The organism is Mesorhizobium sp. WSM4983 (assembly GCF_029625765.1).
In the GTDB taxonomy this organism is placed as follows: Bacteria; Pseudomonadota; Alphaproteobacteria; order Rhizobiales; family Rhizobiaceae; genus Mesorhizobium.
The window spans coordinates 273768-298140 of the sequence record NZ_JARTVM010000006.1 but is presented as its reverse complement, the minus strand read 5'-3'; the positions used below and the strand labels follow the sequence as shown (position 1 = coordinate 298140).

At 62.6% G+C, this 24373-nt stretch carries 27 protein-coding genes, 3 tRNA genes and 1 pseudogene; 14 read left to right on the top strand and 17 right to left on the bottom strand.

All coding sequences use genetic code 11. The features are described 5' to 3' along the window. A partial coding sequence (locus P9254_RS19200; RefSeq protein WP_128161341.1) for a GTP-binding protein occupies window positions 1–428 on the bottom strand: 428 nt, incomplete at its 3' end. Window positions 429–711: 283 nt separating this feature from the next. Here P9254_RS19200 and P9254_RS19195 point away from each other — a divergent pair. Next, window positions 712–1599, top strand: a complete 888-nt coding sequence (locus tag P9254_RS19195) for a DMT family transporter (protein WP_278055917.1) — start codon at window positions 712–714, stop codon at window positions 1597–1599. A gap of 26 nt (window positions 1600–1625) precedes the next feature. Here P9254_RS19195 and P9254_RS19190 read toward each other — a convergent pair whose 3' ends face one another. After that, the gene (locus P9254_RS19190) at window positions 1626–2432 is read right to left on the bottom strand and encodes a sulfotransferase family 2 domain-containing protein (protein WP_164763756.1); all 807 of its coding nucleotides are present in this window, start codon (window positions 2430–2432) and stop codon (window positions 1626–1628) included. 121 nt (window positions 2433–2553) lie between these two features. Then, entirely contained in the window at window positions 2554–2811 is a 258-nt protein-coding gene (locus P9254_RS19185; protein WP_067321514.1) for a GlsB/YeaQ/YmgE family stress response membrane protein, read from the bottom strand. A 126-nt stretch (window positions 2812–2937) separates the two neighbouring features. On the opposite strand from P9254_RS19185, the gene P9254_RS19180 reads away from it, so the two are divergent. Continuing rightward, window positions 2938–3390 carry a YidB family protein gene (locus P9254_RS19180; protein ID WP_067321636.1) on the top strand — a complete coding sequence of 151 codons (453 nt, stop codon included), beginning with the start codon at window positions 2938–2940 and terminating at the stop codon, window positions 3388–3390. Window positions 3391–3466: 76 nt separating this feature from the next. On the opposite strand, the gene P9254_RS19175 is transcribed toward P9254_RS19180, so the two are convergent. Continuing rightward, window positions 3467–3540 (bottom strand) — tRNA-Gly (locus P9254_RS19175). Between the two features lie 68 nt (window positions 3541–3608). Continuing rightward, window positions 3609–3693, bottom strand: a tRNA-Tyr gene (locus P9254_RS19170). Between the two features lie 200 nt (window positions 3694–3893). Here P9254_RS19170 and P9254_RS19165 point away from each other — a divergent pair. Then, complete coding sequence (locus P9254_RS19165) at window positions 3894–4757, top strand: TrmH family RNA methyltransferase (protein ID WP_278055921.1); 864 nt, start codon at window positions 3894–3896, stop codon at window positions 4755–4757. Window positions 4758–4883: 126 nt separating this feature from the next. On the opposite strand, the gene P9254_RS19160 is transcribed toward P9254_RS19165, so the two are convergent. The 3 genes from P9254_RS19160 to gcl all read right to left on the bottom strand — a co-directional run bounded on the left by P9254_RS19160 (window position 4884) and on the right by gcl (window position 8571). Next, window positions 4884–5768 (bottom strand): 2-hydroxy-3-oxopropionate reductase, encoded by an 885-nt coding sequence (locus P9254_RS19160; RefSeq protein ID WP_095801329.1) that lies wholly within the window; start codon window positions 5766–5768, stop codon window positions 4884–4886. A 195-nt stretch (window positions 5769–5963) separates the two neighbouring features. Continuing rightward, the gene (otnI, locus tag P9254_RS19155) at window positions 5964–6761 is read right to left on the bottom strand and encodes a 2-oxo-tetronate isomerase (protein ID WP_095801328.1); all 798 of its coding nucleotides are present in this window, start codon (window positions 6759–6761) and stop codon (window positions 5964–5966) included. 28 nt (window positions 6762–6789) lie between these two features. After that, window positions 6790–8571: a glyoxylate carboligase gene (gcl, locus tag P9254_RS19150; protein WP_278055922.1), complete on the bottom strand. Its 1782-nt coding sequence runs from the start codon at window positions 8569–8571 to the stop codon at window positions 6790–6792. A 201-nt stretch (window positions 8572–8772) separates the two neighbouring features. On the opposite strand from gcl, the gene bhcR reads away from it, so the two are divergent. Together bhcR and P9254_RS19140 are read left to right on the top strand one after the other, a co-directional pair. Then, window positions 8773–9594, top strand: coding sequence for an HTH-type transcriptional regulator BhcR (gene bhcR, locus P9254_RS19145; RefSeq protein WP_067321643.1), 822 nt, complete (start codon window positions 8773–8775; stop codon window positions 9592–9594). 226 nt (window positions 9595–9820) lie between these two features. Further along, the gene (locus tag P9254_RS19140) at window positions 9821–10180 is read left to right on the top strand and encodes a hypothetical protein (RefSeq protein ID WP_245433076.1); all 360 of its coding nucleotides are present in this window, start codon (window positions 9821–9823) and stop codon (window positions 10178–10180) included. 107 nt (window positions 10181–10287) lie between these two features. On the opposite strand, the gene P9254_RS19135 is transcribed toward P9254_RS19140, so the two are convergent. Beyond that, window positions 10288–10599, bottom strand: a complete 312-nt coding sequence (locus tag P9254_RS19135) for a BA14K family protein (protein WP_066989901.1) — start codon at window positions 10597–10599, stop codon at window positions 10288–10290. Between the two features lie 270 nt (window positions 10600–10869). Continuing rightward, window positions 10870–11037, bottom strand: a complete 168-nt coding sequence (locus P9254_RS19130; protein WP_082953745.1) for a hypothetical protein — start codon at window positions 11035–11037, stop codon at window positions 10870–10872. A 151-nt stretch (window positions 11038–11188) separates the two neighbouring features. On the opposite strand from P9254_RS19130, the gene P9254_RS19125 reads away from it, so the two are divergent. Both P9254_RS19125 and P9254_RS19120 read left to right on the top strand, forming a co-directional pair. Beyond that, window positions 11189–11264: transfer RNA gene (locus tag P9254_RS19125), tRNA-Thr, on the top strand. A 113-nt stretch (window positions 11265–11377) separates the two neighbouring features. Then, the gene (locus tag P9254_RS19120; protein ID WP_095828506.1) at window positions 11378–11581 is read left to right on the top strand and encodes a DUF2905 domain-containing protein; all 204 of its coding nucleotides are present in this window, start codon (window positions 11378–11380) and stop codon (window positions 11579–11581) included. 55 nt (window positions 11582–11636) lie between these two features. Here P9254_RS19120 and P9254_RS19115 read toward each other — a convergent pair whose 3' ends face one another. Continuing rightward, window positions 11637–12251: a TetR/AcrR family transcriptional regulator gene (locus P9254_RS19115; protein ID WP_095801323.1), complete on the bottom strand. Its 615-nt coding sequence runs from the start codon at window positions 12249–12251 to the stop codon at window positions 11637–11639. 92 nt (window positions 12252–12343) lie between these two features. Between P9254_RS19115 and P9254_RS19110 the strand changes: the two genes are divergently transcribed. From P9254_RS19110 to P9254_RS19080, 7 genes and pseudogenes are all read left to right on the top strand, one after another. Beyond that, window positions 12344–13423, top strand: a complete 1080-nt coding sequence (locus P9254_RS19110; protein WP_278055923.1) for a polyamine ABC transporter substrate-binding protein — start codon at window positions 12344–12346, stop codon at window positions 13421–13423. A 7-nt stretch (window positions 13424–13430) separates the two neighbouring features. Next, window positions 13431–14276, top strand: a complete 846-nt coding sequence (locus P9254_RS19105; RefSeq protein WP_095801321.1) for an ABC transporter permease — start codon at window positions 13431–13433, stop codon at window positions 14274–14276. A gap of 2 nt (window positions 14277–14278) precedes the next feature. Next, window positions 14279–15061 carry an ABC transporter permease gene (locus P9254_RS19100; RefSeq protein ID WP_095783289.1) on the top strand — a complete coding sequence of 261 codons (783 nt, stop codon included), beginning with the start codon at window positions 14279–14281 and terminating at the stop codon, window positions 15059–15061. Next, window positions 15058–16122, top strand: a complete 1065-nt coding sequence (locus P9254_RS19095; protein WP_095801320.1) for an ABC transporter ATP-binding protein — start codon at window positions 15058–15060, stop codon at window positions 16120–16122. Before P9254_RS19100 ends, P9254_RS19095 begins: the two co-directional genes overlap by 4 nt. A gap of 3 nt (window positions 16123–16125) precedes the next feature. Next, the gene (locus P9254_RS19090) at window positions 16126–16887 is read left to right on the top strand and encodes an MBL fold metallo-hydrolase (RefSeq protein ID WP_278055927.1); all 762 of its coding nucleotides are present in this window, start codon (window positions 16126–16128) and stop codon (window positions 16885–16887) included. Between the two features lie 422 nt (window positions 16888–17309). Beyond that, window positions 17310–18083, top strand: coding sequence for an NAD kinase (locus P9254_RS19085; protein ID WP_095801318.1), 774 nt, complete (start codon window positions 17310–17312; stop codon window positions 18081–18083). Window positions 18084–18274: 191 nt separating this feature from the next. Beyond that, window positions 18275–19824, top strand: a pseudogene (locus P9254_RS19080) (DEAD/DEAH box helicase). Between the two features lie 108 nt (window positions 19825–19932). On the opposite strand, the gene P9254_RS19075 reads toward P9254_RS19080, so the two are convergent. From P9254_RS19075 to prfB, 6 genes are all read right to left on the bottom strand, one after another. Further along, window positions 19933–20541, bottom strand: coding sequence for a hypothetical protein (locus tag P9254_RS19075; RefSeq protein ID WP_095801316.1), 609 nt, complete (start codon window positions 20539–20541; stop codon window positions 19933–19935). A gap of 244 nt (window positions 20542–20785) precedes the next feature. Then, window positions 20786–21436: an OmpA family protein gene (locus P9254_RS19070; RefSeq protein ID WP_095783284.1), complete on the bottom strand. Its 651-nt coding sequence runs from the start codon at window positions 21434–21436 to the stop codon at window positions 20786–20788. Between the two features lie 100 nt (window positions 21437–21536). After that, on the bottom strand, window positions 21537–21905 hold the full coding sequence (locus P9254_RS19065) for a GFA family protein (protein WP_095801315.1): 369 nt from the start codon (window positions 21903–21905) through the stop codon (window positions 21537–21539). Window positions 21906–22078: 173 nt separating this feature from the next. Then, window positions 22079–22456 (bottom strand): hypothetical protein, encoded by a 378-nt coding sequence (locus P9254_RS19060; RefSeq protein WP_095801362.1) that lies wholly within the window; start codon window positions 22454–22456, stop codon window positions 22079–22081. 299 nt (window positions 22457–22755) lie between these two features. After that, a complete protein-coding gene (locus P9254_RS19055) occupies window positions 22756–23181 on the bottom strand; it encodes a GFA family protein (protein WP_095824706.1) in 426 nt (141 codons plus the stop codon). A 48-nt stretch (window positions 23182–23229) separates the two neighbouring features. Then, window positions 23230–24361, bottom strand: a protein-coding gene (gene prfB, locus P9254_RS19050; RefSeq protein ID WP_127240096.1) for a peptide chain release factor 2 whose coding sequence is annotated in 2 segments (ribosomal slippage) — window positions 23230–24294 and window positions 24296–24361 — 1131 coding nt in all. Because the reading frame shifts where the segments join, the coding sequence is not laid out codon by codon here. Window positions 24362–24373: the final 12 nt, after the last annotated feature.

Sequence of the window (24373 nt, the reverse complement as noted above, 5' to 3'; positions counted from 1 at the left end):
TCGAGCAGCTCGGCGTCGTCGACCTGGTCGACCTTGTTCAGGAACACCACGATCGAGGGCACGCCGACCTGGCGGGCAAGCAGGATGTGCTCGCGGGTCTGCGGCATCGGGCCGTCGGCGGCCGAAACCACCAGGATCGCGCCGTCCATCTGCGCGGCGCCGGTGATCATGTTCTTGACATAGTCGGCATGGCCGGGGCAGTCGACATGGGCATAGTGACGGTTGGCCGTCTCGTACTCGACATGCGCCGTCGAGATGGTGATGCCGCGCGCCTTCTCTTCCGGCGCCGCGTCGATCTGGTCATAGCGCTTGTATTCGCCAAAATACTTCGTGATCGCCGCCGTCAGCGACGTCTTGCCATGATCGACGTGGCCGATCGTGCCAATGTTCACATGCGGCTTGGTGCGCTCGAATTTACCTTTTGCCATAGTCTCTTTCCTTGGGCGGCCTTGACCTTCAGTTCAGTCGAATGCGGGGCGATTAGCGACAACGGCCGCAAAACACAAGTGCCTTGTGGTTGAGCGTTGTCTCGCTCGAGCCGAACCAATGATCTGATTTCAGGGGTATGGTGCGGATATAGGATCGCGACAGGCGAATTCAAATCCGCGCGTCTTGCCTCGGCTAGCCCATCGACAGTTTCGCGCGGGTAGACGCCAGATCGGCCGGAACTGGCCCATTGCCGCCCCGATCGGCCTCTGATTTCTTCAGCCAATGCAATTCCTTCCGGCAAATATCCGCGGCCCGCTGTTCATGATCGTCTCGACGGGATCCTACCTCGTCAATGACACGATGATGAAGCTCGCGACCGCAGGGCTGCCGCCTTATGAGGTGCTGCTGCTGCGTGGCGCGGCCGCCACACTGTGGGGCATGCCGCTGCTTTTCATGCTGGGCTATGGCAGGCAGATCCCGCTGCTGTTCGAACGCAAGGTGCTGCGCCGGAACCTTTGCGAGCTGGCGGCGATCCTTTGCTACGTCGTGGCGTTGGCCAACATGCCGATCGCCGATTCGACGGCGCTCGGGCAGATCACGCCGCTCATCGTGCTGGTCGGGTCCTCGCTCCTTTTCGGCGAGAAGATCGGCGCCGTGCGAATGGCGCTGATTAGCCTAGGCTTTGTCGGCGCCGTCATGGTGGCGCAACCGACGATGCAGGGCATTTCCATCTATGCCTTGCTGGCGCTGGGCAACGCGGCCCTGGCCGCGGCGCGCGACCTCGCCGGACGTAAGGTGGGCGCCGAGGTGCCCGGCATGATCGTCGCCATCTCCGCCGTGGTGGTCGTGCTGCTCGGCTCAGGTGTCGCACACCTTGTCTCGGAACGGTGGGTGGTGCCGGAGGGCCGCCATCTCCTTTTGCTTGCCGGCGCCGGGCTGTTTCTGATCTTCGGTCACTTCTTCATCTTCATGGCCTATCGCGTCGGACCGACAAGCGCGGTGGCGCCCTTCTACTATTGCTTCACCGTCTGGGCGGTGATTTCCGGCCTTTTGGTGTTCGGGCAGCTCCCCAACGCGCTCGCCGTCTGCGGCATTCTCCTGGTGATCGGCAGCGGCCTCGCCATCGTCTCGCTCGACGAGCGAAGGAGGCGCTTGAGCGTTGTGGCCTGAGGTCGTCCGGACTGAAAAGCTGAACGCTACAGCCCCACCCTTTTCTTCAACGGACGTTTGGTAAGGAATCCAACGAGGTTGCGCAGCGTGCGCGGATAGACCAGGCGGCCGTTGCGAAAAGCGGTCAGATCGCCGGCGACATGCAGCGAGGACGTCTCATCGGGATCGCCTTGGGGGATGCCTCCCCATCGTTCCGGATCGTAGTAGTCGACAAGGAAACCGTAGTCGTAGCGGCAGAAGCGCATCGCCTTTCTGAACGCCGCGGGGGACAGATCCGAGGGACTGACCTTGCCCCGGGCTGCCTGCAGCCGCGGCATAGAGACTGTCTTGCCGCTGACCGTGGACAGGAAGGCGCCGACCTTGTCCATGTCCTCGAATTTGAAGACGTGCTCGAACAGGAACAGGCTGGAACCGATGAAGCGGCGTGGCGAGGCGACGTGAAAGTGGATGTCCCCTGAGCACGCGCAGTATTTTTCGATGTTGAGGATGAAGGTATCGGGATCCGGGTTGGTCGGCAGCCCAAAGCTCTCGAGCAACTCGAGGTTGGGCGAGCGTGACCGTAGGACATCGGTGTCCAATATCCTGCTGGAATAAGCCGAGAGCAGCCGCTCCAGCGGATCACGAACGATCGTGAATTTGCCGCTGAGGCCGTCATAGACCGGCTCGAACGGATCGGCCCAATTGGTTGCAATTTGACTGTGGACGTCGTTGTCCGGGTCAAGCAGAGTGGCTTCCTTGCCGCCGAGCGCCATCAGCGCATATTTGACGCTGCTGGTGCCGCTTTTCGGGATTGGATAATAGGTGACCGGAAGGCCTTGAATCTGGACCGCCATCGCCGTTCCGCCCCACGCCATCCAATGCCAATACGCAGCGCGGTCGCGTTCGACGACCAGCGCTCGGCTGACGATCCCACCACGGCGATCGAGCCGTGGTTTCGCCGATCGTTCGACCGTTCTACAGCGTGCGCCTGCCGGAGAACTGGTGATAAGCCCAGAGCACGACGACCGAGCCGATGACGGCGACAATCAGGCTCCAGATGTTGAGGCCGGTGACGCCCGATGCGCCGAAGGCGCTGAAGATCACGCCACCGACGATCGCGCCGACGATGCCGAGCACGATGTCCATGATCATGCCCTGACCGGTCTTGTTGACGATCTTGCTGCCGATGAAGCCGGCGATCGCGCCGAGAATGATCCAGCTGATGATGCCCATTTCTTCCCTCCAATCCCCCCGCTGCCAATCATTTTCATATGATTGTCAAAAGCTCAAGACAGCTTGAAAATCCCCCCGCTTGAGCCATTCTGGCGCCGGGTGGACTTGGTTGATAGGAGATCCATGATGGGCCTTTTTGACAACGCCGTTCCCGGCGGCAACATCACCAAACCCCTGATGATCGCGCTCGGCGCGCTGCTGGTCGGCAAGATGCTGAGCGGCAGAAGCGAGGAACAGCCGGCCGAAGCTCAGGCCCCCGCCCCAACTCCCGCCGGAACCTCCGCCGATGGCGGCCTGCTCGGCGGACTGGGCGGGCTGCTCGACAGACTGCGAGACGCCGGCCACGGCGGCGTAGCCGATTCCTGGGTCGGCACCGGCCAGAACCGGCCGATCAACGCCAACGATCTCGGCTCGGCGCTGGGGCCGGCGGTGATCCGCGAGATCGCGCAACGTACCGGTATGAACGAGCAGGAGCTGCTGCAGCAATTGTCCACGGCGCTGCCCGGCGTTGTCGACAAGCTGACGCCGAACGGCCAAGTCCCGCCACAACATCAGGTGACATCGGCTTTCAACAGCTAAGCACAAGGCAGATCGAACACGCCGCGCGCCACGGGTGCTCGGCGTTTTTCTTTTGAGGCCTACGACGAAGAAAATCTGGAGCGGGTAGCGGGAATCGAACCCGCATATTCAGCTTGGAAGGCTGCTGCTCTACCACTGAGCTATACCCGCCTGCGCTAGCATCGGAAAACAGTGGCACACTTCCGGTGCTTTTCGTTTCAGGGCTTCCGGGCCGGCAGTGGTGGAGAGGGTTGGATTCGAACCAACGTAGGCTAAGCCAACGGATTTACAGTCCGTCCCCTTTAACCACTCGGGCACCTCTCCAGTCTGCCGCCGGAGCCATGCAACGAGGCATTTCAGCCGACCCGGAGCCCGAGTAAGGATCTTCTCCGAAATCAGCGATGCGCCTTATGGCGGCAAGGCCGGTGGGTGTCAACCGGCGCGGCCAGGGTTTTTCGAGGATGTTCGGCATTCGTCGCCGCAGCCCGTATCCTTAGCAGGCCGGGACGGTTATAGAGGTCGGCATGAGCGACAACAAAAGCAGCAAACCGGCCACCCCGAAGGACACCCACTACGCCAAGCTGAGGCGCGCGCATCGCGACCAGAAGGCGGGCGGCGCGCCGGCATTCCGGCCGCGCCAACCGGTGCCGCCGGGCGAAGGCCCCGCCGACGGACTGGTGCGGCTTTACGGCCTGCACACGGTGCGGGCCGCACTCGACAATCCGCGACGCAAGATCAAAAGAATGCTGGTGACCCGCAATGCCGCCGAGCGTCTGGCGATCGGCGATGTTGCCGCCCTGCCCTTCAAGGCCGAGTTGGTCGAGCCGAAAGATATCGACAAAATCACCGGCTCGGACGCCGTGCATCAGGGCGTGCTGATCGAGGCGGAACCGCTTAAACCCAAGCGCCTTGACACGCTCGGCGACACAAAGCTGGTGCTGGTGCTCGACCAGGTCACCGACCCGCACAATGTCGGCGCTATCCTGCGCTCGGCGGTGGCTTTCGGCGCCGGCGCGCTGATCACGACGGCCCGCCACAGCCCGCAGGAATCGGGCGTGCTGGCGAAATCGGCCTCGGGCGCGCTGGAGCACATCGACCAGATCGAGGTGAAGAACCTCGCCGACGCGCTGGGTCAACTGCACGATGCCGGCTTCCAGACGATCGGGCTCGATTCCGAGGGATCGGCGGAGCTGGAAAAGAGCTTCGCCGGAGGAAAAATTGCGCTGGTTCTGGGGGCGGAGGGCAAGGGCCTGCGCCAGAAGACGCGCGAGACGGTGACCGCGCTCGCCCGCCTCGACATGCCCGGCGCCATCCGCTCGCTCAACGTGTCCAACGCAGCGGCGGTGAGCCTTTATGCGGCCAGAAAATTCATAGCGAATAGCGAATAGAGAATAGCGAATAGCGAATAGCGAATAGCGAATAGCGAATAGCGAATAGCGAATAGCGAATAGCCGAAACACGGCGGCCCGTCGGCCTGCAATCCCTATTCGCTACTCCCTATTCGCTATTCGCTTCTAGGCCACTTCGTGGCCCGCCATCCGCTCCAGCGCCCTGACCAGCGCCGAGTGATCCTCCTTCGCCCCACCATTGGCGGCGCAGGAATTGAACAGTTGCTGCGTCGTCGAGGTGTTGGGGAGCGCAACGCCGAGCGCCTTGGCGCCTTCCAGCGCGAGGTTGAGGTCCTTCTGGTGCAGTTCGATGCGGAAACCGGGCGCGAAGGTGCGCTTGATCATGCGCTCGCCATGCACTTCGAGGATTCGCGAGGCGGCGAGACCGCCCATCAGGGCTTGGCGAACCTTTGCAGGATCGGCGCCGGCCTTCGAGGCGAAGACCAGGGCTTCGCCGATCGCCTCGATGGTGAGCGCCACGACGATCTGGTTGGCGACCTTGGTGGTCTGGCCGACGCCGTTCGGCCCGACCAGCGTGATGTTCTTGCCCATCTTCTCGAACACCGGCCTGGCGCGCTCGAACGCCTCTTCCTCGCCGCCAACCATGATGGTAAGCGAGGCTGCCTTGGCGCCGACCTCGCCGCCGGATACCGGCGCGTCGAGATAGTCGCAGCCGAGATCGTTGATCTTCTTGGCGAAGTCTTTGGTGGCGATCGGCGAGATCGAGCTCATGTCGATGACGAGCTTGCCTTTCGACAGAGCTGAAGCGACGCCGTTTTCGCCGAACAGCACATCCGTCACCTGCGGCGTGTCGGGCACCATGGTGATGATGATGCCGGCGGCGCTGGCCACCGCATCATGGCCGGTGACGGTCTTCAGCCCCTTGGCCGCGAGAGCGGCCGGCGGCTTCGAGCGATGGTCGCTGGCGATGACCGGGTAGCCGGCGTCGAGCAGATGCCCCGCCATCGGCGCGCCCATGATGCCGAGGCCAATGAAGCCGATGGTTTCCATTTTGCGGTCTCCTGAAGGTCTTTGTCCGAATGGATCGAAGGCTGGCGCCGCCCCTCATCCGCCTGCCGGCACCTTCTCCCCGTGAAGGATGGGGAGAAGGGGGACAAGCTCCAGCGCTGGCGACCCCCCTCTCCCCCGTTTTTCACGGGGAGAGGGTAAGGGTGAGGGGCAGCGCCGAGGCTGGTTGAGAAGCGCCTAAGCCGCCGCACTCCCCTGCCCGGCGAACTGCCGGAACCAGCCGAGTCCCACCTCCGTGCCGGCCTTCGGTTTGTATTCGGCGCCGATCCAGCCGGAATAGCCGAGCCGGTCGATATGGTCGTAGAGGAAGGGATAATTGATCTCGCCCGTCCCCGGCTCGTGACGGCCGGGATTGTCCGCAAGCTGGATATGCGCGATGCGGCCAAGGTTTGCCTCGATGGTACGGGCGAGATCCCCCTCCATGATCTGCATGTGATAAATGTCGTATTGCAGGAACAGGTTCTTCGAGCCGATGCGGTCGATCAGCGCCAGCGCCTGATCGGTGTAATTCAGGAAGAAGCCCGGAATGTCGCGAGTGTTGATCGGCTCGATCAGCAGCTTGATGCTGGCCTGCTCCAGCTTTTCGGCCGCGAAAGCGAGATTTTCGGCAAAGACGTTTTCCAAAGTAGTGCGATCGGCACCCTGCGGCGCGATGCCGGCGAGGCAGTTGACCTGCTCGCAGCCAACCGCGTGCGCATAAGTGATCGCCTTGGCGACGCCCTGGCGAAATTCAGGCACGCGGTCGGGCAGCACGGCAATGCCGCGCTCGCCCTTTGCCCAGTCGCCGGCCGGCAGGTTGAAGAGAACCTGCGTCAGGCCGTTCTTCTTGAGGCGAGCGGCAACAACGTCCGGCGCATGGTCGTACGGCCCGATATATTCGACGCCCTTGAAGCCGGCGCGGGCAGCGGCATCGAAACGATCGAGGAATTCGTGCTCCCCGAAGAGCATCGAAAGATTGGCTGAAAAACGCGGCATTCTTTTTGCTCCTTCTTTCCGCCGGACCTCAATCGAGCATCACGATCGCCGTCGGCGCATCCTCGTGGCTTTCGGCAAGCTCCTCGAATTCGGTGATCTTGTCGATTTCGGTGCCCATGGAAATGTTGGTGACACGTTCAAGGATGAATTCGAGAACGACCGGGACCTGGTGGTCCTTCATCAGCCGCTCAGCCTCTTTGAAGGCGCCGGCGAACTCTTCCGGCTTGCGCACGCGAACCGCCTTGCAGCCCATCGCCTCGGCGACCGCGACATGGTCGACGCCGTAGCCGGCCTCGGGATCGTTTGCCCGGTTGACGTTCTCGAAGGCGAGGCTCACCTCGTAGTCCATCGAGAAGCCGCGCTGCGCCTGGCGGATCAGCCCGAGATAGGCGTTGTTCACGACGACGTGGATGTAAGGCAGGTTGTGCTGCGCGCCGACCGCCAGCTCCTCGATCATGAACTGGAAGTCGTAGTCGCCGGAGAGCGCGACGATGGCGCGATCGGGATCCGCGGCGCGCACGCCGAGCGCGGCCGGCAGCGTCCAGCCGAGCGGGCCGGCCTGGCCGCAGTTGATCCAGTTGCGCGGCTTGTAGACATGCAGGAATTGCGCGCCGGCGATCTGCGACAGGCCGATCGTGGTGACATAGGTGGTGTCGCGGGCAAAAGCCTTGTTCATCTCCTCATAGACGCGCTGCGGCTTCAGCGGCACCTGCTCGAAATGCGTCTTGCGCTTCATGGTTTTCTTGCGCTGCTGGCATTCCTTCGCCCAGCCCGACCAGTCGCGCAGCTTGCCGGCCGTACGCCACTCGGTGGCGACGTCGAGCAGCATCTTCAGCGCCGCGCCCGCATCCGAGACGATGCCGAGATCCGGCGCGAAGACGCGGCCGATCTGAGTGGGCTCGATGTCGACATGGATGAATTTCTTGCCCTTGGTGTAGACGTCGACCGACCCGGTGTGGCGATTGGCCCAGCGGTTGCCGATGCCAAAGACGAAGTCGGCTTCAAGCATTGTCGCGTTGCCGTAACGGTGCGAGGTCTGCAGGCCGCACATGCCGGCCATCAGCCGGTGATCGTCGGGGATCGCGCCCCAGCCCATCAACGTCGGAATGACCGGCACGCCGGTGACTTCGGCGAACTCGGTCAGCAAATCGGAAGCATCGGCGTTGATGATGCCGCCGCCGGCGACGATCAGCGGCTTTTGCGCCTGGTTGAGCATTGCCAAACCCTTTTCGGCCTGGGCGCGCGTCATTGCCGGCCTGAAGGGAACCAGCGGCTCATAGGCCTCGATGTCGAATTCGATCTCGGCAAGCTGCACATCGAGAGGCAGGTCGATCAGCACCGGGCCCGGTCGCGAGGAGCGCATCAGGTGGAACGCCTTCTGCAGCGCCATCGGCACCAGATAGGGTTCCATGACGGTGACGGCCCATTTGGCGACGGGTACTGCGATCGAAGCGATGTCGACGGCCTGGAAATCCTCCTTGTTGAGGCGAGCGCGCGGCGCCTGCCCGGTAATGCAGAGGATGGGAATGGAATCCGCCGAGGCGGAATAGAGCCCGGTGATCATATCGGTGCCGGCCGGACCTGAGGTGCCGATGCAGAGCCCGATATTGCCGGCCTTGGCGCGGGTAAAACCTTCAGCCATGTGCGAGGCGCCCTCGACATGGCGCGCGAGAACGTGGCGGATGGTGCCGCGCGCCTTCAGCGCCGAATAGAGCGGGTTGATCGCCGCGCCCGGCACGCCGAAGGCATTGGTGATGCCTTCCTTTTCTAGAACGAGAACCGCCGCGTCGACAGCGCGCATCCTGGCCATGTTCAGCCTCCACTTGGTTGGTTGGCTTTAGAATGCCAGCGCGTTCTCGATTTTTCAATTTTTTCAGAATATTTTTTCATTTCTAGAAAACTGTTGTACCTTGCTGAATTCACTGATCTTTTCCTTTTCCAGAAAATCGCCACGGGGGCCAGTGAAAAACTTTTTCATTGTGCTCCGCGCGAAATTGCGGAGAATGCGTGCATGGAAACCACGGAAAAACGCCAACGCGGCCGGCCGCGTGCCTTCAACGGCCCGCAGGAAGCGGCTTCAGTGCAGTCGCTCGACCGCGCGCTGCGCATCCTGGCGATCGTCGCGGACGCCAGCGGCTTGTCCTTGAGCGAGATCGCGGCGCGCAGCGGCATCGCCGCCTCAACGGCCTACCGCATGCTGACGACGCTGGAGAACCACGGCATGGTCGAGTTCGACTCGACCGACCAGCTCTGGTCGATCGGCGTCGAGACCTATCGCATGGGCGCCGCCTTCCTGCGCCGCCGCAAGCTGGTCGACCGCGCCCGCATCGTGATGCAGGAACTGATGGAAAAGACCGGCGAGACCGCCAATCTGGGCGTCGCCGAAGACGATTGCGTGGTTTTCGTCAGTCAGGTCGAGACGCATCAGGCGATCCGGGCCTTCTTCCGGCCGGGCACGCGCAGTTCCTTCCATGCGTCGGGCATCGGCAAGGCGGTGCTGGCGCATCTCGAGCCGGAGCGGGTCGCCGCCATCCTGCGCAAGGCCGGCCTGCAGCGCTTCACCGACAAGACGCTCTCCGACATCTCGGCGCTGGCTCATGATCTGGCGACCATCAAGCATCGCGGCTGGTCGGTCGACGACGAGGAACGCCATCCCGGCATGCGCTGCGTCGCCGCTGCCATCTTCAACGAGTTCGGCGAGCCGATCGGCGGCGTTTCCGTGTCCGGCCCGACGGTGCGGGTGACGCCGGAGCGCCTGGCCGAGATCGGTCCGCTGGTGCGCGAGGCCGCGGCCGAGGTGACGAAGATGATCGGCGGCGTGAAAGCCTACTGACTGCGACAGTGTTTGTTTGCGCATGACCCCGGCGTCATGCGCCGGGCAGCGCGCTCTTGGCCACCATCTCGGGACGGCCGGACTAAACGTATCGCTGTACACCCTCGGCTGCATGGGCCCTGCCGTCTTGCCGAGGCGTTCGAATGCATGCGAAAGGGCGTGGATGCGGAAAACGGTTCAACTATTGCTCGCCGCTTCACTTTGCGGATGCGCTGCCACGACACCGGTGCCGGACTCGAACGGGCAGCGCGTCGATTCCATACCGATCTCGCTTGCCCTCGAGGAGATCATTACCGCCGGCGTCCGCCAGCACTTGAAGGATCCAGTCTCGGCGAAGTTCGGGACGATGCTTGCCGGTGAGCGGACGTTGAACGGCCGCCATGAGATCGTGGTTTGCGGCTTTGTCGACGACAAGCGCTCGGCCGGCGGCTCCAGCGACGGCAAAGCCTTCATTGCCAAGGTCAACCCGGATGCCGGAAACAGCTTCGAACTTGTCGCGATGAGCGGTGAAACGTCTAATGCCGGGCTTGCCGTTGCCGGCGCTTGCCGCAGCGCGGGATTGGCGATCGAGGCCAAGACTTCGTAGCACCAAACGAAAAAGGGGCCGCGAAGCCCCCTTTCCGGACGGTGGCTCTCCTCTGTTTTACGCAATTCCGGACGGAAAACCGCTATGCGTTTTTCTTGGAATTGCTCTCAGAGGCGGCAGTAATGCGGATAGCCGTCGTAGCCGATGTAGGTGTTCGAGCCCGGATCGTAGCTGGCATAGCGGGCCATGCAGCGGCGAACATGCCAGGAACCGTGGTAGCCATCCTCGACATAGACCGTCCGCGGCTGCTGAGCGAGCAGGTTGCCCAGGACGAAGCCGCCAACGCCGGCGGCGATGCCGATGCCGAGCTCGCGGCGGTGATGATGGTCGTGAGCGGCCGAAGGCTGGACGGTGCCGGCCAGCGTGCCGGCGGCGACAGAGGTGGCGATAAGGGTCGAAACGAGCGTGCGCTTGAACATGATGATCTCCTTGGTTCCTGACCGAGGCGATCCATCCGCCTCTTGATCATCTGTCGTTGCAGCGCGGAAAAGGTTCGAAGTTTTTTTCTGATTTTTTTGAGTGCCCGGAAGCGGCTCAAATCTTTCGGGACTGCTCCTATCTCTGATCGAGGCGACCATTCGCCTCTGGTGATCAGTTGTGGCGGAGCGGCGGCAAAAGGTTCGATGGATGGGTGAATGAGTGAATGGTCGAGAAAACGCCGCCTTTCACCATTAACCATTCACTCCCCTTCACCCCATTCCCGTCACGTGCCGCAGCCAGAAGGCCAGCACGATGAAGCCGATGATCGTGGTGACGCCCGTCCAGTCGATGTTGGCCTTCTTCAGATCGCTGACGGCCTTCATCAGGAGAAGCCAGGTCACGACGATGAGCGGCAGGATGATGACGAATCTGATCATGCGACACCCCATTCGACGCGATTGCACCCGACAGAGATGTAGGAAGCGGCGCGCCGCTTTTCAGCATGCCGACTAAGCCAAGCGGTCCATTAGCAACCCAAAACGGAGTTTTGTCTTTACTGGCGCACGAAATGTGCTACCGGAGCGCCGTGCCCTTGTAGCTCAGCTGGTAGAGCAGCGGTTTTGTAAACCGAAGGTCGCGGGTTCGATCCCTGCCGGGGGCACCATCCTTCGCTCTGCGAGCTTCGGATGGCAGGCCACGGCAACATCGAGAGAAAGCCTGCCTGCAAGGCCCCAGCTCACTATATTCTGCCAAGGCGCTATTTTCGAGCATGCCGTCATGTCGCGAACTCTGATCGTCATTGGCCTCAGCATAGTTGCCGCTGGCCTGCTGTGGCCATGGGTGACCAGGATCGGCCTCGGCAGGTTGCCCGGTGATATCGTGATCGAGCGCGAGAATTTCAGGCTCTACTTTCCCATCACCACGGGAATTCTGATCAGTGTCGTTCTCTCGACCATTCTGTGGCTGATCAACCGTCACTGAGTAGTTCGGCCGCAGCGCTTTGCTGAAAGCCCTCTACCCGCTCGCTCTTGATCTTCTATACGCCGATCGCAGCCACCAAGATCCGGTTCTGCCGCTTTATCGCCGCGCGCAGCTCCGGGATTTTCGCCTCGTCGCGCTTCACGAACTCGATGAACATCATGTTCATGTTGTTGAAGATCAGCTCGCCCACCGCCGGGCCATCGATGTCTGACCGCACCAGGCCGATCTCCTGCAGGCGGGCGATCAGCGCCCGGATCTGTTCGGTCAAGGCGCGGTCGAGCGCGGTATAGGCCTGGCCGAAAGGGCTGTCGGGCAATTGGGTCGAGATTGCCATCGCCTGCCGCCACATCTCCTTGCTCAGGTAATTGAGCGAGTGCTCGATATAGATGCCGATCAGCCTGTCGAGCGCGTCGCCGACATCGGCCGGCGGGCTGCCGACCACGCCTTGCCCGGCATTCAGCACCTCGTTGACCTCCATAGCGACGATGGCGCCGAGGATGTCACCCTTATTCTGGTAGTAATTGTAGATCGTGCCGATCGAGACTTCGGCTTGCGCAGCGATGGCCTCGATCTTGGCGCCTTCGTAGCCGGCCTCACGAAAAAGCTCCGTCGCCGCATCGATGATGCGGCGGTGCCTGTCCGCCTTCTGGCGTGCGCGCAATCCGCTCATATCGGCCTTTCTGCCATAAAATCATAATTGACTCAATTTTAGAATTGGTTCAACTTTTCCTCAACAAGCCAGCAAGGCAGGGAGAACACTCGATGACCGTCAATGTCCGGAATCCGCTTTCCACCCTCAAGTCCCGTCTCGGAGCCGCCTGCGCTGCTGTGGCGCTGCTCGCCGCGGGCGGCGCTCAGGCCGCCGATCTCAACGCGCTGATCTGGTGCGACCACTCCGATCCGGCGCTGCTGCAGCCCTTCGAGGAGGCCAACAACGTCAAGGTCAACGTCAAGGAATTCGAGGGCACAGGCGCAGGACTTGCGATCGTCGATCAATCGCAGCCGGGCGATTGGGACGTGATGGTGATCGATTCCATCGACGTGCCGCGCGGTGTCGAGAAAGGCCTGTTCGAGCCGCTGCCGGAGAACAAGCTGCCTTTCGCCGACCTCTTTCCGGAAGTGAAGATGGACAAGTCCACCGTGGTCGACGGCAAGCGCTATGGCATCACCGAAAAGTTCGGCTACAACACGATCGGCTTCAACAAGACCAAGGTCGATCCGGCCGACATGCAGTCGCTGGCTTCGCTGACCAGCGACAAATACAAGGGCAAGATCGCGATCTACGACTATTACCTGCCGGTCATCGGCATGGCGGCTCTGGCGATCGGCAAGAAGACGGCCGACCTCACCGAGGCAGACCTGCCCGCTCTCAAGGCCGAGCTGCTCAAGATGAAGGCCAACGCCAAGCTGGTCGGCGAAGTCACCGCCAGCCAGACCGCGCTTGCGACCGGCGAAGTGGACGTCCTTGTCGGCGGCGGCGAGTGGGTGACGGCGGGGCTCGCCAAGGAAAACCCGGCGCTCGACTTCTCGATCCCCAAGGAAGGCGCGGTGCTGTGGTCGCAGTCGCTCGCCATGTTCAAGGATTCCAAGAACAAGGACATGGCGCTAAAATTCATTCAGTACATTCTGAGCCCGGAAGGCCAGGCGCGCCTTGCCACCTCCTCCTGCTACTGGGGCATGCCGTCCAACAAGAAGGCAGCGCTCACCGACGAGCAGAAGAAGATCCTGCGCTTCGACGAGCAGCCCGGCTTCCTCGCCCGCGCCCAGGCCTATCCGGCGCCGAACGCCGATCTCGACAAGAAGATGCAGGACATGTGGACCGAAATGCTGCAGGCGCAGTAATCGGCCGATGAGCGTTGCCGGAAGCAACCTGCGTGCCCTGCCCTGGGCGCTGGTCACGCCGGCGCTGGCGTGGACGCTTCTGTTCTTCGTGCTGCCCTTCGTCGCCATGGGATTGTCGAGCCTGACGGCGCATGAAGGCGGCGGCTTCACTTTGGCCAATTACAGCCAGTTCTTCACCGATCCATCCTACTGGCGGGCGATGGTGAACTCGTTGGAGGTGACCGCAATCGTCACCGTGATTTCGATCGTGCTCGCCTATCCATTCGCCTGGATCCTCGCCGAGCAAGTGCCGGAGCGCTGGCAGCGATTGGCACTGATGCTCGCCGTGCTGCCGTTCTGGACGTCTTACGTCGTGCGCTCCTATTCCTGGCTGCTCGTGCTGGCGCAGAACGGCGTCATCAATCGGGCGCTCACCGGCGTCGGCTTGGTCGCAGAGCCGCTGCAGCTTGCGAACACTCGGTTCGCTACCGTCACCGGCTTCGTCCACTTCTTCGTCATGCTGCTGACGCTCACCATATTCGCCAATCTGAAACAACTTAGCCCGAGCTATCGCAAGGCGGCCGCCGACCTCGGTGCCGGGCCGGTGCGGACCTTCCTGCATGTCGTGCTGCCGCTGACCCTGCCCGGTATCATGGTCGGGGCTTTCCTCACCTTCGTACTCTGCATCGGCGACTACATCACGCCGCAGATCCTCGGCGGCAACAACGAGCTGGTCATGCCGCAGCTGGTCATGATGCAGATCGGCCGGCGCGGCGATTTTCCGCTGGCCTCGGCGCTTTCGATCATCCTGATGGCCGTCGTCACCGTCGCCTATCTCGCCTGCGCCCGCTGGCTGAAGATCGAGCGGGCTTGACCATGCGTGCTGCCGTCCGCCTCGCCGCCTGGCTCTACGCGATCGCCGTCTACGGCTTCATCTTCCTGCCGGTGGTCGTGCTGATACTGTTCTCGCTGCAGGCGACCTCTTTCCCGATCCCGCCTTTCACCGGCCCGTCGCTGCGCTGGTACCAGGCGGTGCTGTCCGATGCACGCCTCACCTCCGCGCTGGTCAATTCGCTGCTGGTGGCGGTGCTGTCCTCGCTCGCATCCGTCACGCTCGGCTTCCTTTCCGCCTGGGGTTTCGCGCGCTTCGTGCTGCCGGGCTCGGCCCTGCTGCGCGGGTTGATCACGCTGCCGCTCACCGTCAGCTATCTGATCATCGGCATGGGGCTGCTGGTGCTGTTCAACTGGGCCGGCGTGCCGAAATCGCTCATCGCCGCCGGCATCGGTCATGTGGTGATCAACCTGCCGCTCTGCTTCGCCATCATCTACAGCCAGATGGGCGACCACCAGATCAACATCGAGCGCGCCGCGCGCGACCTCGGCGCTCCCGAATGGAAGGTGCTGCTGATGATCACGGTGCCGGTCATGGCGCCGGCGATCTTCGCCGGCTTCTTCCTGTCGATGACCTTTTCCTGGGACGAGTTCGTCATCTCCTTCCTGCTCACCCGTTTCGAGACGACGCTCCCGGTCGAGATCTGGAACCTCTTGCGCTCCGGCCTCAACCCCAAGACCAATGCCGTCGGCTCGCTGGTCTTTGCGGTCTCGATTGTGCTCGTGGTGCTGTTCGAATTGACCCTGCTGCGGAGAAAGCCGGCATGAGCGCCCCATTGGTCGACATCCGCAACGTCTCGCATCGTTTCGGCCTCCTTCCCGTTTTGAAGAACGTCTCGCTCGCGATCGAGCCCGGCAGCTACACGATCCTCCTCGGCCCGTCCGGCTCCGGCAAGACGACGCTGCTTTCGATCCTTGGCGGCTTCGTCACCCCCAGCGAAGGCAAGGTGTTCATTCGCGGCGCGGATTGCACCGCCGTGCCGCCGGCCAAGCGCCCGACGACGACCGTCTTCCAGGACTACGCGCTGTTCCCGCATATGAGCGTCGGTAAGAATGTCGGCTTCGGGCTGCGCATGCAGGGCGTCGATCGCGCGACGCGGATGGCAAAGGCGCGCGAAGCGCTCGCCCTCGTCGGGCTTGCAGACTCCTTCGACAAGAGGCCGCACCAGCTCTCCGGTGGCCAGCGCCAGCGCGTGGCGCTGGCGCGCGCGCTGGTCATCGAGCCGGCGGTGCTGTTGCTCGACGAGCCGCTCGGCGCGCTGGATCTTAAGCTGCGCCGGCAGATGCAGGACGAGTTGAAAGCGATCCAGAAGCGGGTCGGCACCGCATTCGTCCATGTCACGCACGACCAGGAAGAAGCGATGGCCCTGGCTGACCATTGCGTGGTGATGAATGACGGGCGCATCGAGGACGAAGGACCGCCCGAGCGAGTCTATGCGCGGCCGAAGACTCGCTTCTCGGCGACCTTCATGGGCGAAAGCACCATTCTTGCCGGCAAAGCCGGCGAAACACAGGATGGACGCTTCGCAGTGGCGACCAGGCTCGGGCCGATCTCGCTGCCCGGCACGGCGCCGGCTGGCGCGGCTGTGGCGCTTGCCATCCGGCCTGAGCACCTCATCCTTGCGGGAGCGAAAGGCGACGTTGCGCTCGGCACCGCGAGGGTCAGCGACGTCGTCTTCCAAGGGAGCTTCAAGCGGGTGCTCGCCACCTCGGCGCAGGATCCTGCATTGCAGTTCATCGCCAAGGCACCAGCTCCCGCGACCGTCCAAGCCGGCGACACGGTCGCGGTTTCATGCGACGCTAAAGACATCATCCTGCTGGCGGACTGATCCATGAGCATGCTTCCGGTCATCGAGGCTCCGGACTGGTACGAGAGCATCCGCATGGGCGACGACGTCACGCTCATCCATGAGCCATGGATAAAGCCGTTCTTCCGCTGCAACATCTGGCATGTGCGCGGCCGCGACCGCGATCTTTTGTTCGATACCGGCCTCGGCCATGTCAGCCTGCGGCGCCATGTGCCGCTGGTCACCGAACGCAAGCTTGTCTGCGTCGCCAGCCACACGCATTTTGACCACATCGGCTGCCACCACGAATTTCCGGATCGCTGCGTGCATTCCGCTGAAGCCCAGATCCTCGCCGATCCGCGCAACGAATGGACGGTCGCCGACCGCTACGCGACTGACGATATGTTCGACGGCATGCCCGACGGATGGGATGCGGCCAGCTACCGCATCCCGCCTGCGCCGGCCAACCGGCTGCTTGAGCATGGCGACGTCGTCGATCTCGGCGATCGTGCCTTCGAGGTCATCCACACGCCTGGCCACTCACCCGGCGGCATCGCGCTCTACGAGCGAAAGACCCGCATCCTCTTGTCCGGCGACATCGTCTATGACGGGCCGCTGATCGACGACGTCTACCACTCCGATATCGGCGACTATGTCGAGACGCTGCTTGCCATGCGCGACCTCGACGTCTCGGTCGTGCATGGCGGCCATTTCCCGAGCTTCGGCAAGGTGCGCTACCGCCAGTTGATCGACGAGTATCTTGCGCAGAAGCGGCAGGCGGGCTGTCACCTGCTGCAGAACCGCTAGCGCTTCAAAGCGCCCTTTGCGGACAAGGCATCCCGGCGGCGTCGCCGCAGCGGGAGGCCGTCGGATGCGGCCGCTGGCTCATCTCCTCCGAGTGGCGCACAAGCTCGGCGAACATGAGGGCGAAACTTCCCATCATCAGGAAGACTATGATCAGACGCGTCACTGGCAATAGATAGGTCTCTCGACTGGCCAGCCCCCGCCAACCCATCCACTGCCGGCTAACATGATCGATCCGGCTTTACGAGTGTTTAAGCCTGGTCTTAACCATTGCAGCCATCACATTCGTTGCATGGCTGTCACGAAGCGCGAGCGCCAACGCGTATCCGCATGGCGGGGCGCACCGCCCTTTGCAGATGCGGTCGGCGCATGCTACGCCGTCGCCTGCGCGACCGGCAGGCGGTAGCGGTCGCCGTTCGGGATCCATGAGCAAAGAAACCAGCCGTTTCGCCTTCGTCTCTTCCGACACCGACGACGCCCGCGCGGCGCTGGAAACCTTGTCGGCGCGTTATGGGCAAATACCTGTCGCCGAGGCGGAGATCATCATCGCGCTCGGCGGTGACGGCTTCCTGCTGCAGACGCTGCGCGACACGATGAGCACGGGCAAGAAGGTCTACGGGATGAACCGTGGCACCATCGGCTTCCTGATGAACGAATATCGCGCCGGCGGTCTCGATGAACGCATTTCGAAAGCGGTATCCGAGACGATCCGCCCGCTGGAGATGCAGGCGGTGACTCACGAGGGCGAAACGATCTCGGCGCTGGCGATCAACGAAGTGGCGCTTTGGCGCCAGTCCTATCAGACGGCGAAAATACGCATCACCGTCGACGAGCAGGTGCGGCTGGAGGAATTGAACTGCGACGGCGTCATGATCGCGACACCCGCTGGTTCGACAGCCTACAATCTGTCGGCGCACGGGCCGATCCTACCGCTCGACGCGCCGCTTTTGGCGCTAACGCCGGTGAGCCCCTTCCGGCCTCGGCGCTGGCGCGGCGCGCTGCTCTCCAACAGAGCGATCGTGCGCTTCGACATATTGGAGTCGGAAAAGCGCCCGGTGAACGCAGCCGCCGACCACACCGAGGTCAAAGCGATCGCCTCTGTCACGGTGCGGGAATCGCCGACCGCGACGGCGACGTTGCTGTTCGATCCCAATCATTCATGGAACGAGCGTATTCTTGCCGAGCAATTCCGCTATTGAGCCGGTAGAAGACAATAACCCCGATTAAGCATCGCAATTAAGGTTACGTGTTCACAATCCGCCGGATTCCCGGCCGTTTCTGTTGACAAATCGCGGACTTGCGCCTAACTGCAACCCGATCTTGCAGGCGCGCGGCGCCCGCCGCAACGCGTGTTGCGATTTTTCCCGAACCAGCCAAAGACAGCCACAACTTGTCCGCAGACACTCAGACCGCTCAAGAAGCGTTGACGTTCACAGACCTCGGCCTGTCGCCGAAGGTCCTCTCCGCAGTCACCGATGCCGGCTACACCAAGCCTACCCCGATCCAGTCCGGCGCCATTCCGCATGCGCTGCTTGGCAAGGATGTGTTGGGCATTGCCCAGACAGGCACCGGCAAGACCGCTTCCTTCGTGCTGCCGATGCTGACCCGGCTGGAAAAGGGCCGCGCGCGTGCCCGCATGCCGCGCACGCTGATCCTCGAGCCGACACGCGAGCTCGCCGCCCAAGTCGAGGAAAACTTCGTCAAATACGGCAAGAACCACAAGCTCAACATCGCGCTGCTGATCGGCGGCGTCTCCTTCGAGGAGCAGGACAAGAAGCTGGAGCGCGGCGCCGATGTGCTGATCGCCACGCCCGGCCGGCTGCTCGACCACCGCGAGCGCGGCAAGCTCTTGCTCAACGGCGTGGAGATCCTCGTCATCGACGAAGCCGACCGCATGCTCGATATGGGCTTCATCCCGGATATCGAGCGCATCTGCGAGATGATCCCGTTCACGCGCCAGACGCTGTTCTTCTCGGCGACCATGCCGCCGGAAATCACCAAGCTCACCGAAAAGTTCCTGCATGCGCCGGTGCGCGTCGAGGTATCCAGAGCCGCTTCCACCGCGACCAGCATCACGCAGCGCCTGGTGAAGTCAGGCTCCAAGCCGTGGGACAAGCGCGAGACGCTTCGCAATCTCATGCGGGCCGAAGAGTCCGATCTGAAGAACGCCATCATCTTCTGCAACCGCAAGGTCGAAGTGTCGGAGCTTTTCCGCTCGCTGCTGAAGCATGATTTCGACGCCGGCGCGCTGCATGGCGACATGGATCAGCGCGCCCGCATGCAGATGCTTGCCAATTTCCGCGATGGCAAGCTGCGTTACCTCGTCGCCTCGGACGTCGCCGCCCGCGGCCTCGATATTCCAGACGTCAGCCACGTCTTCAACTACGACGTGCCGATCCATGCAGAGGATTATGTCCACCGTATCGGGCGCACCGGCCGGGCCGGCCGCTCCGGAAAATCCTTCACCATCGCGACGCGCTCCGACACCAAATATGTCGACGCCATCGAAAAGCTGATTGGCACCAAGATCGAATGGCATGACGGCGACCTGTCAACGGTCGCCGAGAGCGAAGACGAAGAAGCGCCTCGCCGTGGCCGCGGCGCGCCGGTCGCAAGGACGAGGACCGCAAGAGCCGTGGCGAGCGCAAGAAAAGCGCGGACCGCCACGCCAGGCACAGCGACGACGAGACGCCGGAGACACCACGCGAAGAGCAGCCGGTGGCCGAGATTGCCGACATTGCCGAGCGCCGCGCCCGCAAGGATGCGATCCGTTCCGAGAACGACCGCAAGGGTTTCGACAACCGCAACGAGCAGCGCGGGGCTTCCCGTCCTCAGCGCGACCACAGCCGCCCTGGCCGCCACCGCCATGAAGAGGACGACGCGACCGTCGGCTTCGGCGATGACGTGCCCGCGTTCATGCGCATCGTCGCGAAGGTCTGACCTCAATACCGCGTCGGCAACAACGAGGCGGCCCCGAATGGGGCCGTTCCTCTACTGCCGCTTCGCTTGAAGGATACAAGCGCTTTGCCGGGATTGTCCTGCTGCTGCCTACATCGGCCCGGGCATCATCTTGGTCGGCTTCTCCAGCATCGGAAACTCGGCGTTGCTGCATTTCACCTTCGGGTTCGTCGGGCTGAACATGCCGTTCGGATTGTCCCTGAACAGCCAGGCGTGAAGATCGTAATGGACGAACTCCTTCGGGATGAGCGGATAATGCCCCTCCATCGGACCCATGAATTTCTGGCCAAATAGGCTCGGTGGTTCCTTGACATCCGGGGTCAAGGGCACCAGCCATTCTACGCCGACCAATTTCAAGCCTTCCTTGGTCGGTTCGTAAATGAGCACGTTGGGCTTCATCGGGTCGAGCTTCTGGCCGACGCTCGGAACGTTGACGAAATGGATGCCCATGGCGCCCTTCGGATATTCCATCGTGCCCGGAATCTTCTCGCCCGAGTAATAGACGCAGCCGACGGTCGACAGATAGAGGTCGCGAACGGCGGCCGTGTAGTCCTCATATTTGGCCAGCGATTTTTTCAGAGCTTCGATGTCGGCCTTGTTGGCGTCTTCGGCCCGGGCCGTGGCGGCTCCAACCCATGCGCCCAAGAGGCCAGTTAAAACGAGGACGCCGCAGCGCCCAAGGCGAGTCGTTCTTGTCATGCATTCCTCCCAGATTCTTGAACTGGCCGTGCAAGACCGAGGCGGAAAAATGCTGATTGCGCGGCCGGTTGTACCGCCTCGTCCCCGCTGGACAGCGTCGATGCTAGTCCTTTCCAAGGCGATGGAAAGGCATCAATTAGAACTAGCTGAGGCCCCGACGGCTTTTCCCATCTCGAGGTCAAACAAAACGGCCCTCGCGGGGCCGTTTTGCATAGTAGAGTAGTTCTCCTGGCAGCAGCTTCTATCAGGTCAGCGGCGACAGCTGGATCTCGACGCGACGGTTCTGGGCGCGACCGGCAGCCGTCGCGTTGGAAGCAACCGGACGTGTCTTGCCGAAGCCGGTGACGGCGAAGCGGCGGGAATCGACGCCCTGGCCCGACAGGTAGTTGGCGACGGCCAGCGCACGGCGCTGCGACAGGTCGAAATTGTGCTCGTCGCCGCCGGTCGAGTCGGTGTGGCCGAAGACGTCGACGGTCGTCTGGCGGAACTTGTTCAGCACCAGCGCCACCGAGTTCAGCACCGGATAGAAGCCCGGCTTCACCGCGTCCTGGTCGACGTTGAAGGTGATGTCGGACGGCATGTTGAGAATGATCTGGTCGCCGCTGCGGGTGACGCTGACGCCGGTGCCCTGCAGCTGACGGCGAAGCTCGGCCTCGTTCTGGTCCATCGTCGCGCCGATCGCGCCGCCGGCAAGGGCGCCGATGCCCGCACCGATTAGCGCGTTGCGGCGGTCGTTGCCGCCGGCCAGCAGACCAAGGCTGGCACCCGCCAACGCGCCGAGGCCGGCGCCGGCCGCGGTGTTGGAGATCTTCTGGTCGCCGGTATACGGATCGGTGGTGGTGCAGGCGCTCACGAGCACAGCCGTCGCCACGGCGACGAGCACGGTCTTCTTCATAAGATTGTCCCTCTCCAAATCGCGGCCGTTGCAGCCGCGCCAAATCAGCCCTTCCGCACGCGTTGTACCATGAATTGCGGCAAAAAGCGGAACGGCAAAGCTACCAGAGGTTCTTGCCGTCGATCACCACCACTTCGACCCTGTCCAGGTCGAAGTCGTCGAACAGGCGAGAGTTGACGCTGATCCTCGGGTTGTCGAAGTCGGGCTGGCCCGTCGACCAGTCCGGCGTTTCGGTGAAGGTGCCGCAGCCGCAGGTCGAGCAGAAACCATGCTTTATGGTTTTCGAGCCCCAGCGGTAGAAGGAGACGTTCTTAGGTGGGCTGGTGAGCTTGAATTGCGACGGGACGTAATAGGCCCAGAGCGACCCGCGCTTGGAGCAGAATGAGCAGGTGCATTGCGTCACCGTCTGCGGCGCCTCGGAGACTTCGAAAGTCGTGGCCTTGCAGTGGCAGCTTCCCTTGATCATCATGGATCTCTCCCTTGTCCGCCTGCCCCGCACAGTTCCGTGCGGAAGACGCCGCGGAACTTCTGTGGCAGCAAGGCAACATAAAGAAGTCGTCCTGACAACCGTCCGTCAACAGGCGCGGTAGCGCCCGGTCGAGAGGCTCACATTGCTTTCGGCACTGCCTGGCCGCGGCAATCCTAGTAAGAGGGCGGCGGCACGAACAGGCAGATGGTCTTGCCGGCGTCCAATCCGGCCTGGTGCGCGCACCAGTGATATTCGCCATCAGGCGAATCCTTGACCCGCTTGTCGCTGTAGGCGACCACCTCGCCCGTGCCTTTTATCACATAGCCTTCCGGCCGCTCGCCGATCGATGTCTGTGGCACCTCCTTGCAGTCGTAGTTGGCGCAGCAGGCAAAGGGATAGCTCCAGGCTTGCGGAAGCACCGCCGTAGGTTTGGCGTCGTGCGCGACGGCAGTAGCGGTCAGCATCATGGTCCCGAAGGTGGCGAACAGGGACAACAGGAGCCGGCCGGCCGGGCGAACGGCTCGGGCCGATCTTGACTTGGCAGCAGACATCGAAGCGTTCCTTTCGAGCATCAAGCGTTTTGTCGCTTGCCCGTTCCCGGAACGTGTCTTCCCAGTGGCCGGATCGTCAGTCGCAGATATGCCGCGTCCGGCCATACATGCTTCTATACCCAGCCCGAATGCTGGGCTGATTCCTTGGCCGGCGCAAGAACTGGGCGTGCCCTCGGAATCGCACCGGGGTTCAGCAGCGGCCGCAGAAAAGGGTGCGCCGACTTGGTTAACAATAACTACGACAAGCCTGCGACCAGGGGTGCCTAAGAACGAAATTCTGCCGACGGAAGTTCCGACCGTCAGCCGGTGACATGTTCACGATATTGCGGCAGGTCGTCCGTAATCGTGAACCATGGCGCCTTGGAACCGACGAAGATATGTGCACTTGGGCGAATGCTCGGATCGCCTGTCAGGGTCCCCATGGCAACATGGACGTAGGCACCCTCCCGCACCAAGGAGTAGAGCAAGGAGCCGCACTGCCCGCAATGCGCATCGTGGCCGCCGGCATCGCCATAGATCAGCAGCCTGTCGTCGCCCGCGGTGAGATGAAACTTGTCGCGCGCGATGCCGGCAATGGGCTTGAAAGCCGACCCTGTAGTACGGCGGCAGTTCGAGCAATGGCAATTCACCGCGTAGGCGAATTCATCGGTCACCTCGTAGCGGACGAGGCTGCAGAAGCATTGCCCGGCAAGCGTACGAGCACCTGCCTTTTCCGGATTTGCCAAGGTCTCACCCCCTGCCAGCCGCCACCCGGCGGAAAGTTTTCGGAATACCTAGTCGAGGTCCGCCATCGCCTCACCTGCACCGCCCTCGATGCGATGCGACAGCGAGGCCTCCATGAATTCGTCGAGATCGCCGTCGAGCACGCTTGACGGGCTGGTGTTTTCGACGCCGGTGCGCAGATCCTTCACCAGCTGATAGGGTTGGAGGACGTAAGAACGGATCTGGTGGCCCCAGCCGATATCGCTCTTCGACGCCTCGGTGGCGTTCGCCACGGCCTCGCGCTTTTTCAGCTCTTCCTCGTAGAGCCGCGAGCGCAGCATCTCCCAGGCCTTGGCCCGGTTCTTGTGCTGCGAGCGTTCGGCTTGGCAAGCAACTGCGATGCCGGTCGCGAGATGGGTGATGCGGACCGCCGAGTCGGTGGTGTTGACGTGCTGCCCGCCCGACCCGGATGAACGGTAGGTGTCGATGCGCACGTCGGATTCCGAAACGTTGATCTCGATCGTGTCGTCGATGACGGGATAGACCCAGACGCTGGCGAAGGAGGTGTGGCGGCGCGCATTGCTGTCGTAGGGCGAGATGCGCACCAGGCGGTGAACGCCAGATTCTGTCTTCAACCAGCCATAGGCGTTGTGCCCCTTGATAAGCACGGTGGCCGACTTGATGCCGGCCTCTTCGCCTTCATGGACTTCCAGCACCTCGACTTTGAAGCGGCGCCGCTCGGCCCAGCGCGTGTACATGCGCAAGAGCATCGAGGCCCAGTCCTGGCTCTCGGTGCCGCCGGCGCCGGCATGGATTTCAAGATAGGTGTCGTTGGCGTCCGCCTCGCCCGACAACAGGGTCTCCACCTGACGGGCCTTGGCCTCGCCCTGCATCGAACGCAGCGCCGCTTCGGCTTCGGCGACGACGCCCTCGTCGCCCTCTTCCTCGCCGAGTTCGATCAGGCCGATATTGTCCTCGAGCGCCTGGGTCAGGCCTTTGACCGCCGCGATCCCCTCATCGAGGCTCTGGCGCTCCCGCATTAGCTTCTGCGCTTCCGCAGGGTCGTTCCAGAGGCTGGAATCCTCCGCGCGCGAGTTCAGATATTCAAGCCGCTTGAGGGCCGGATCCCAGTCAAAGATGCCTCCTCAGCAGGGTTATCGCCTGCCTGATCTCGTCGACAATGTTCTGCGTTTCCGCGCGCATGGCTCTTCGTTC

Bases quoted from the DNA above. Each gene is read 5' to 3' on its own strand.
- P9254_RS19195 (WP_278055917.1), top strand. From the start codon at position 712: ATGCAATTCCTTCCGGCAAATATCCGCGGCCCGCTGTTCATGATCGTC.
- P9254_RS19180 (WP_067321636.1), top strand. From the start codon at position 2,938: ATGGGCCTTTTTGACAACGCCGTTCCCGGCGGCAACATCACCAAACCC.
- P9254_RS19190 (WP_164763756.1), bottom strand. From the start codon at position 2,432: ATGGCGGTCCAGATTCAAGGCCTTCCGGTCACCTATTATCCAATCCCG.
- bhcR (WP_067321643.1), top strand. From the start codon at position 8,773: ATGGAAACCACGGAAAAACGCCAACGCGGCCGGCCGCGTGCCTTCAAC.
- P9254_RS19085 (WP_095801318.1), top strand. From the start codon at position 17,310: ATGAGCAAAGAAACCAGCCGTTTCGCCTTCGTCTCTTCCGACACCGAC.
- P9254_RS19065 (WP_095801315.1), bottom strand. From the start codon at position 21,905: ATGATGATCAAGGGAAGCTGCCACTGCAAGGCCACGACTTTCGAAGTC.
- P9254_RS19160 (WP_095801329.1), bottom strand. From the start codon at position 5,768: ATGGAAACCATCGGCTTCATTGGCCTCGGCATCATGGGCGCGCCGATG.
- P9254_RS19075 (WP_095801316.1), bottom strand. From the start codon at position 20,541: ATGACAAGAACGACTCGCCTTGGGCGCTGCGGCGTCCTCGTTTTAACT.
- P9254_RS19100 (WP_095783289.1), top strand. From the start codon at position 14,279: ATGCGTGCTGCCGTCCGCCTCGCCGCCTGGCTCTACGCGATCGCCGTC.
- P9254_RS19095 (WP_095801320.1), top strand. From the start codon at position 15,058: ATGAGCGCCCCATTGGTCGACATCCGCAACGTCTCGCATCGTTTCGGC.
- P9254_RS19120 (WP_095828506.1), top strand. From the start codon at position 11,378: ATGTCGCGAACTCTGATCGTCATTGGCCTCAGCATAGTTGCCGCTGGC.
- P9254_RS19105 (WP_095801321.1), top strand. From the start codon at position 13,431: ATGAGCGTTGCCGGAAGCAACCTGCGTGCCCTGCCCTGGGCGCTGGTC.
- P9254_RS19135 (WP_066989901.1), bottom strand. From the start codon at position 10,599: ATGTTCAAGCGCACGCTCGTTTCGACCCTTATCGCCACCTCTGTCGCC.
- P9254_RS19060 (WP_095801362.1), bottom strand. From the start codon at position 22,456: ATGTCTGCTGCCAAGTCAAGATCGGCCCGAGCCGTTCGCCCGGCCGGC.
- P9254_RS19130 (WP_082953745.1), bottom strand. From the start codon at position 11,037: ATGATCAGATTCGTCATCATCCTGCCGCTCATCGTCGTGACCTGGCTT.
- P9254_RS19070 (WP_095783284.1), bottom strand. From the start codon at position 21,436: ATGAAGAAGACCGTGCTCGTCGCCGTGGCGACGGCTGTGCTCGTGAGC.
- otnI (WP_095801328.1), bottom strand. From the start codon at position 6,761: ATGCCGCGTTTTTCAGCCAATCTTTCGATGCTCTTCGGGGAGCACGAA.
- P9254_RS19110 (WP_278055923.1), top strand. From the start codon at position 12,344: ATGACCGTCAATGTCCGGAATCCGCTTTCCACCCTCAAGTCCCGTCTC.
- P9254_RS19165 (WP_278055921.1), top strand. From the start codon at position 3,894: ATGAGCGACAACAAAAGCAGCAAACCGGCCACCCCGAAGGACACCCAC.
- gcl (WP_278055922.1), bottom strand. From the start codon at position 8,571: ATGGCCAGGATGCGCGCTGTCGACGCGGCGGTTCTCGTTCTAGAAAAG.
- P9254_RS19115 (WP_095801323.1), bottom strand. From the start codon at position 12,251: ATGAGCGGATTGCGCGCACGCCAGAAGGCGGACAGGCACCGCCGCATC.
- P9254_RS19090 (WP_278055927.1), top strand. From the start codon at position 16,126: ATGAGCATGCTTCCGGTCATCGAGGCTCCGGACTGGTACGAGAGCATC.
- P9254_RS19185 (WP_067321514.1), bottom strand. From the start codon at position 2,811: ATGGGCATCATCAGCTGGATCATTCTCGGCGCGATCGCCGGCTTCATC.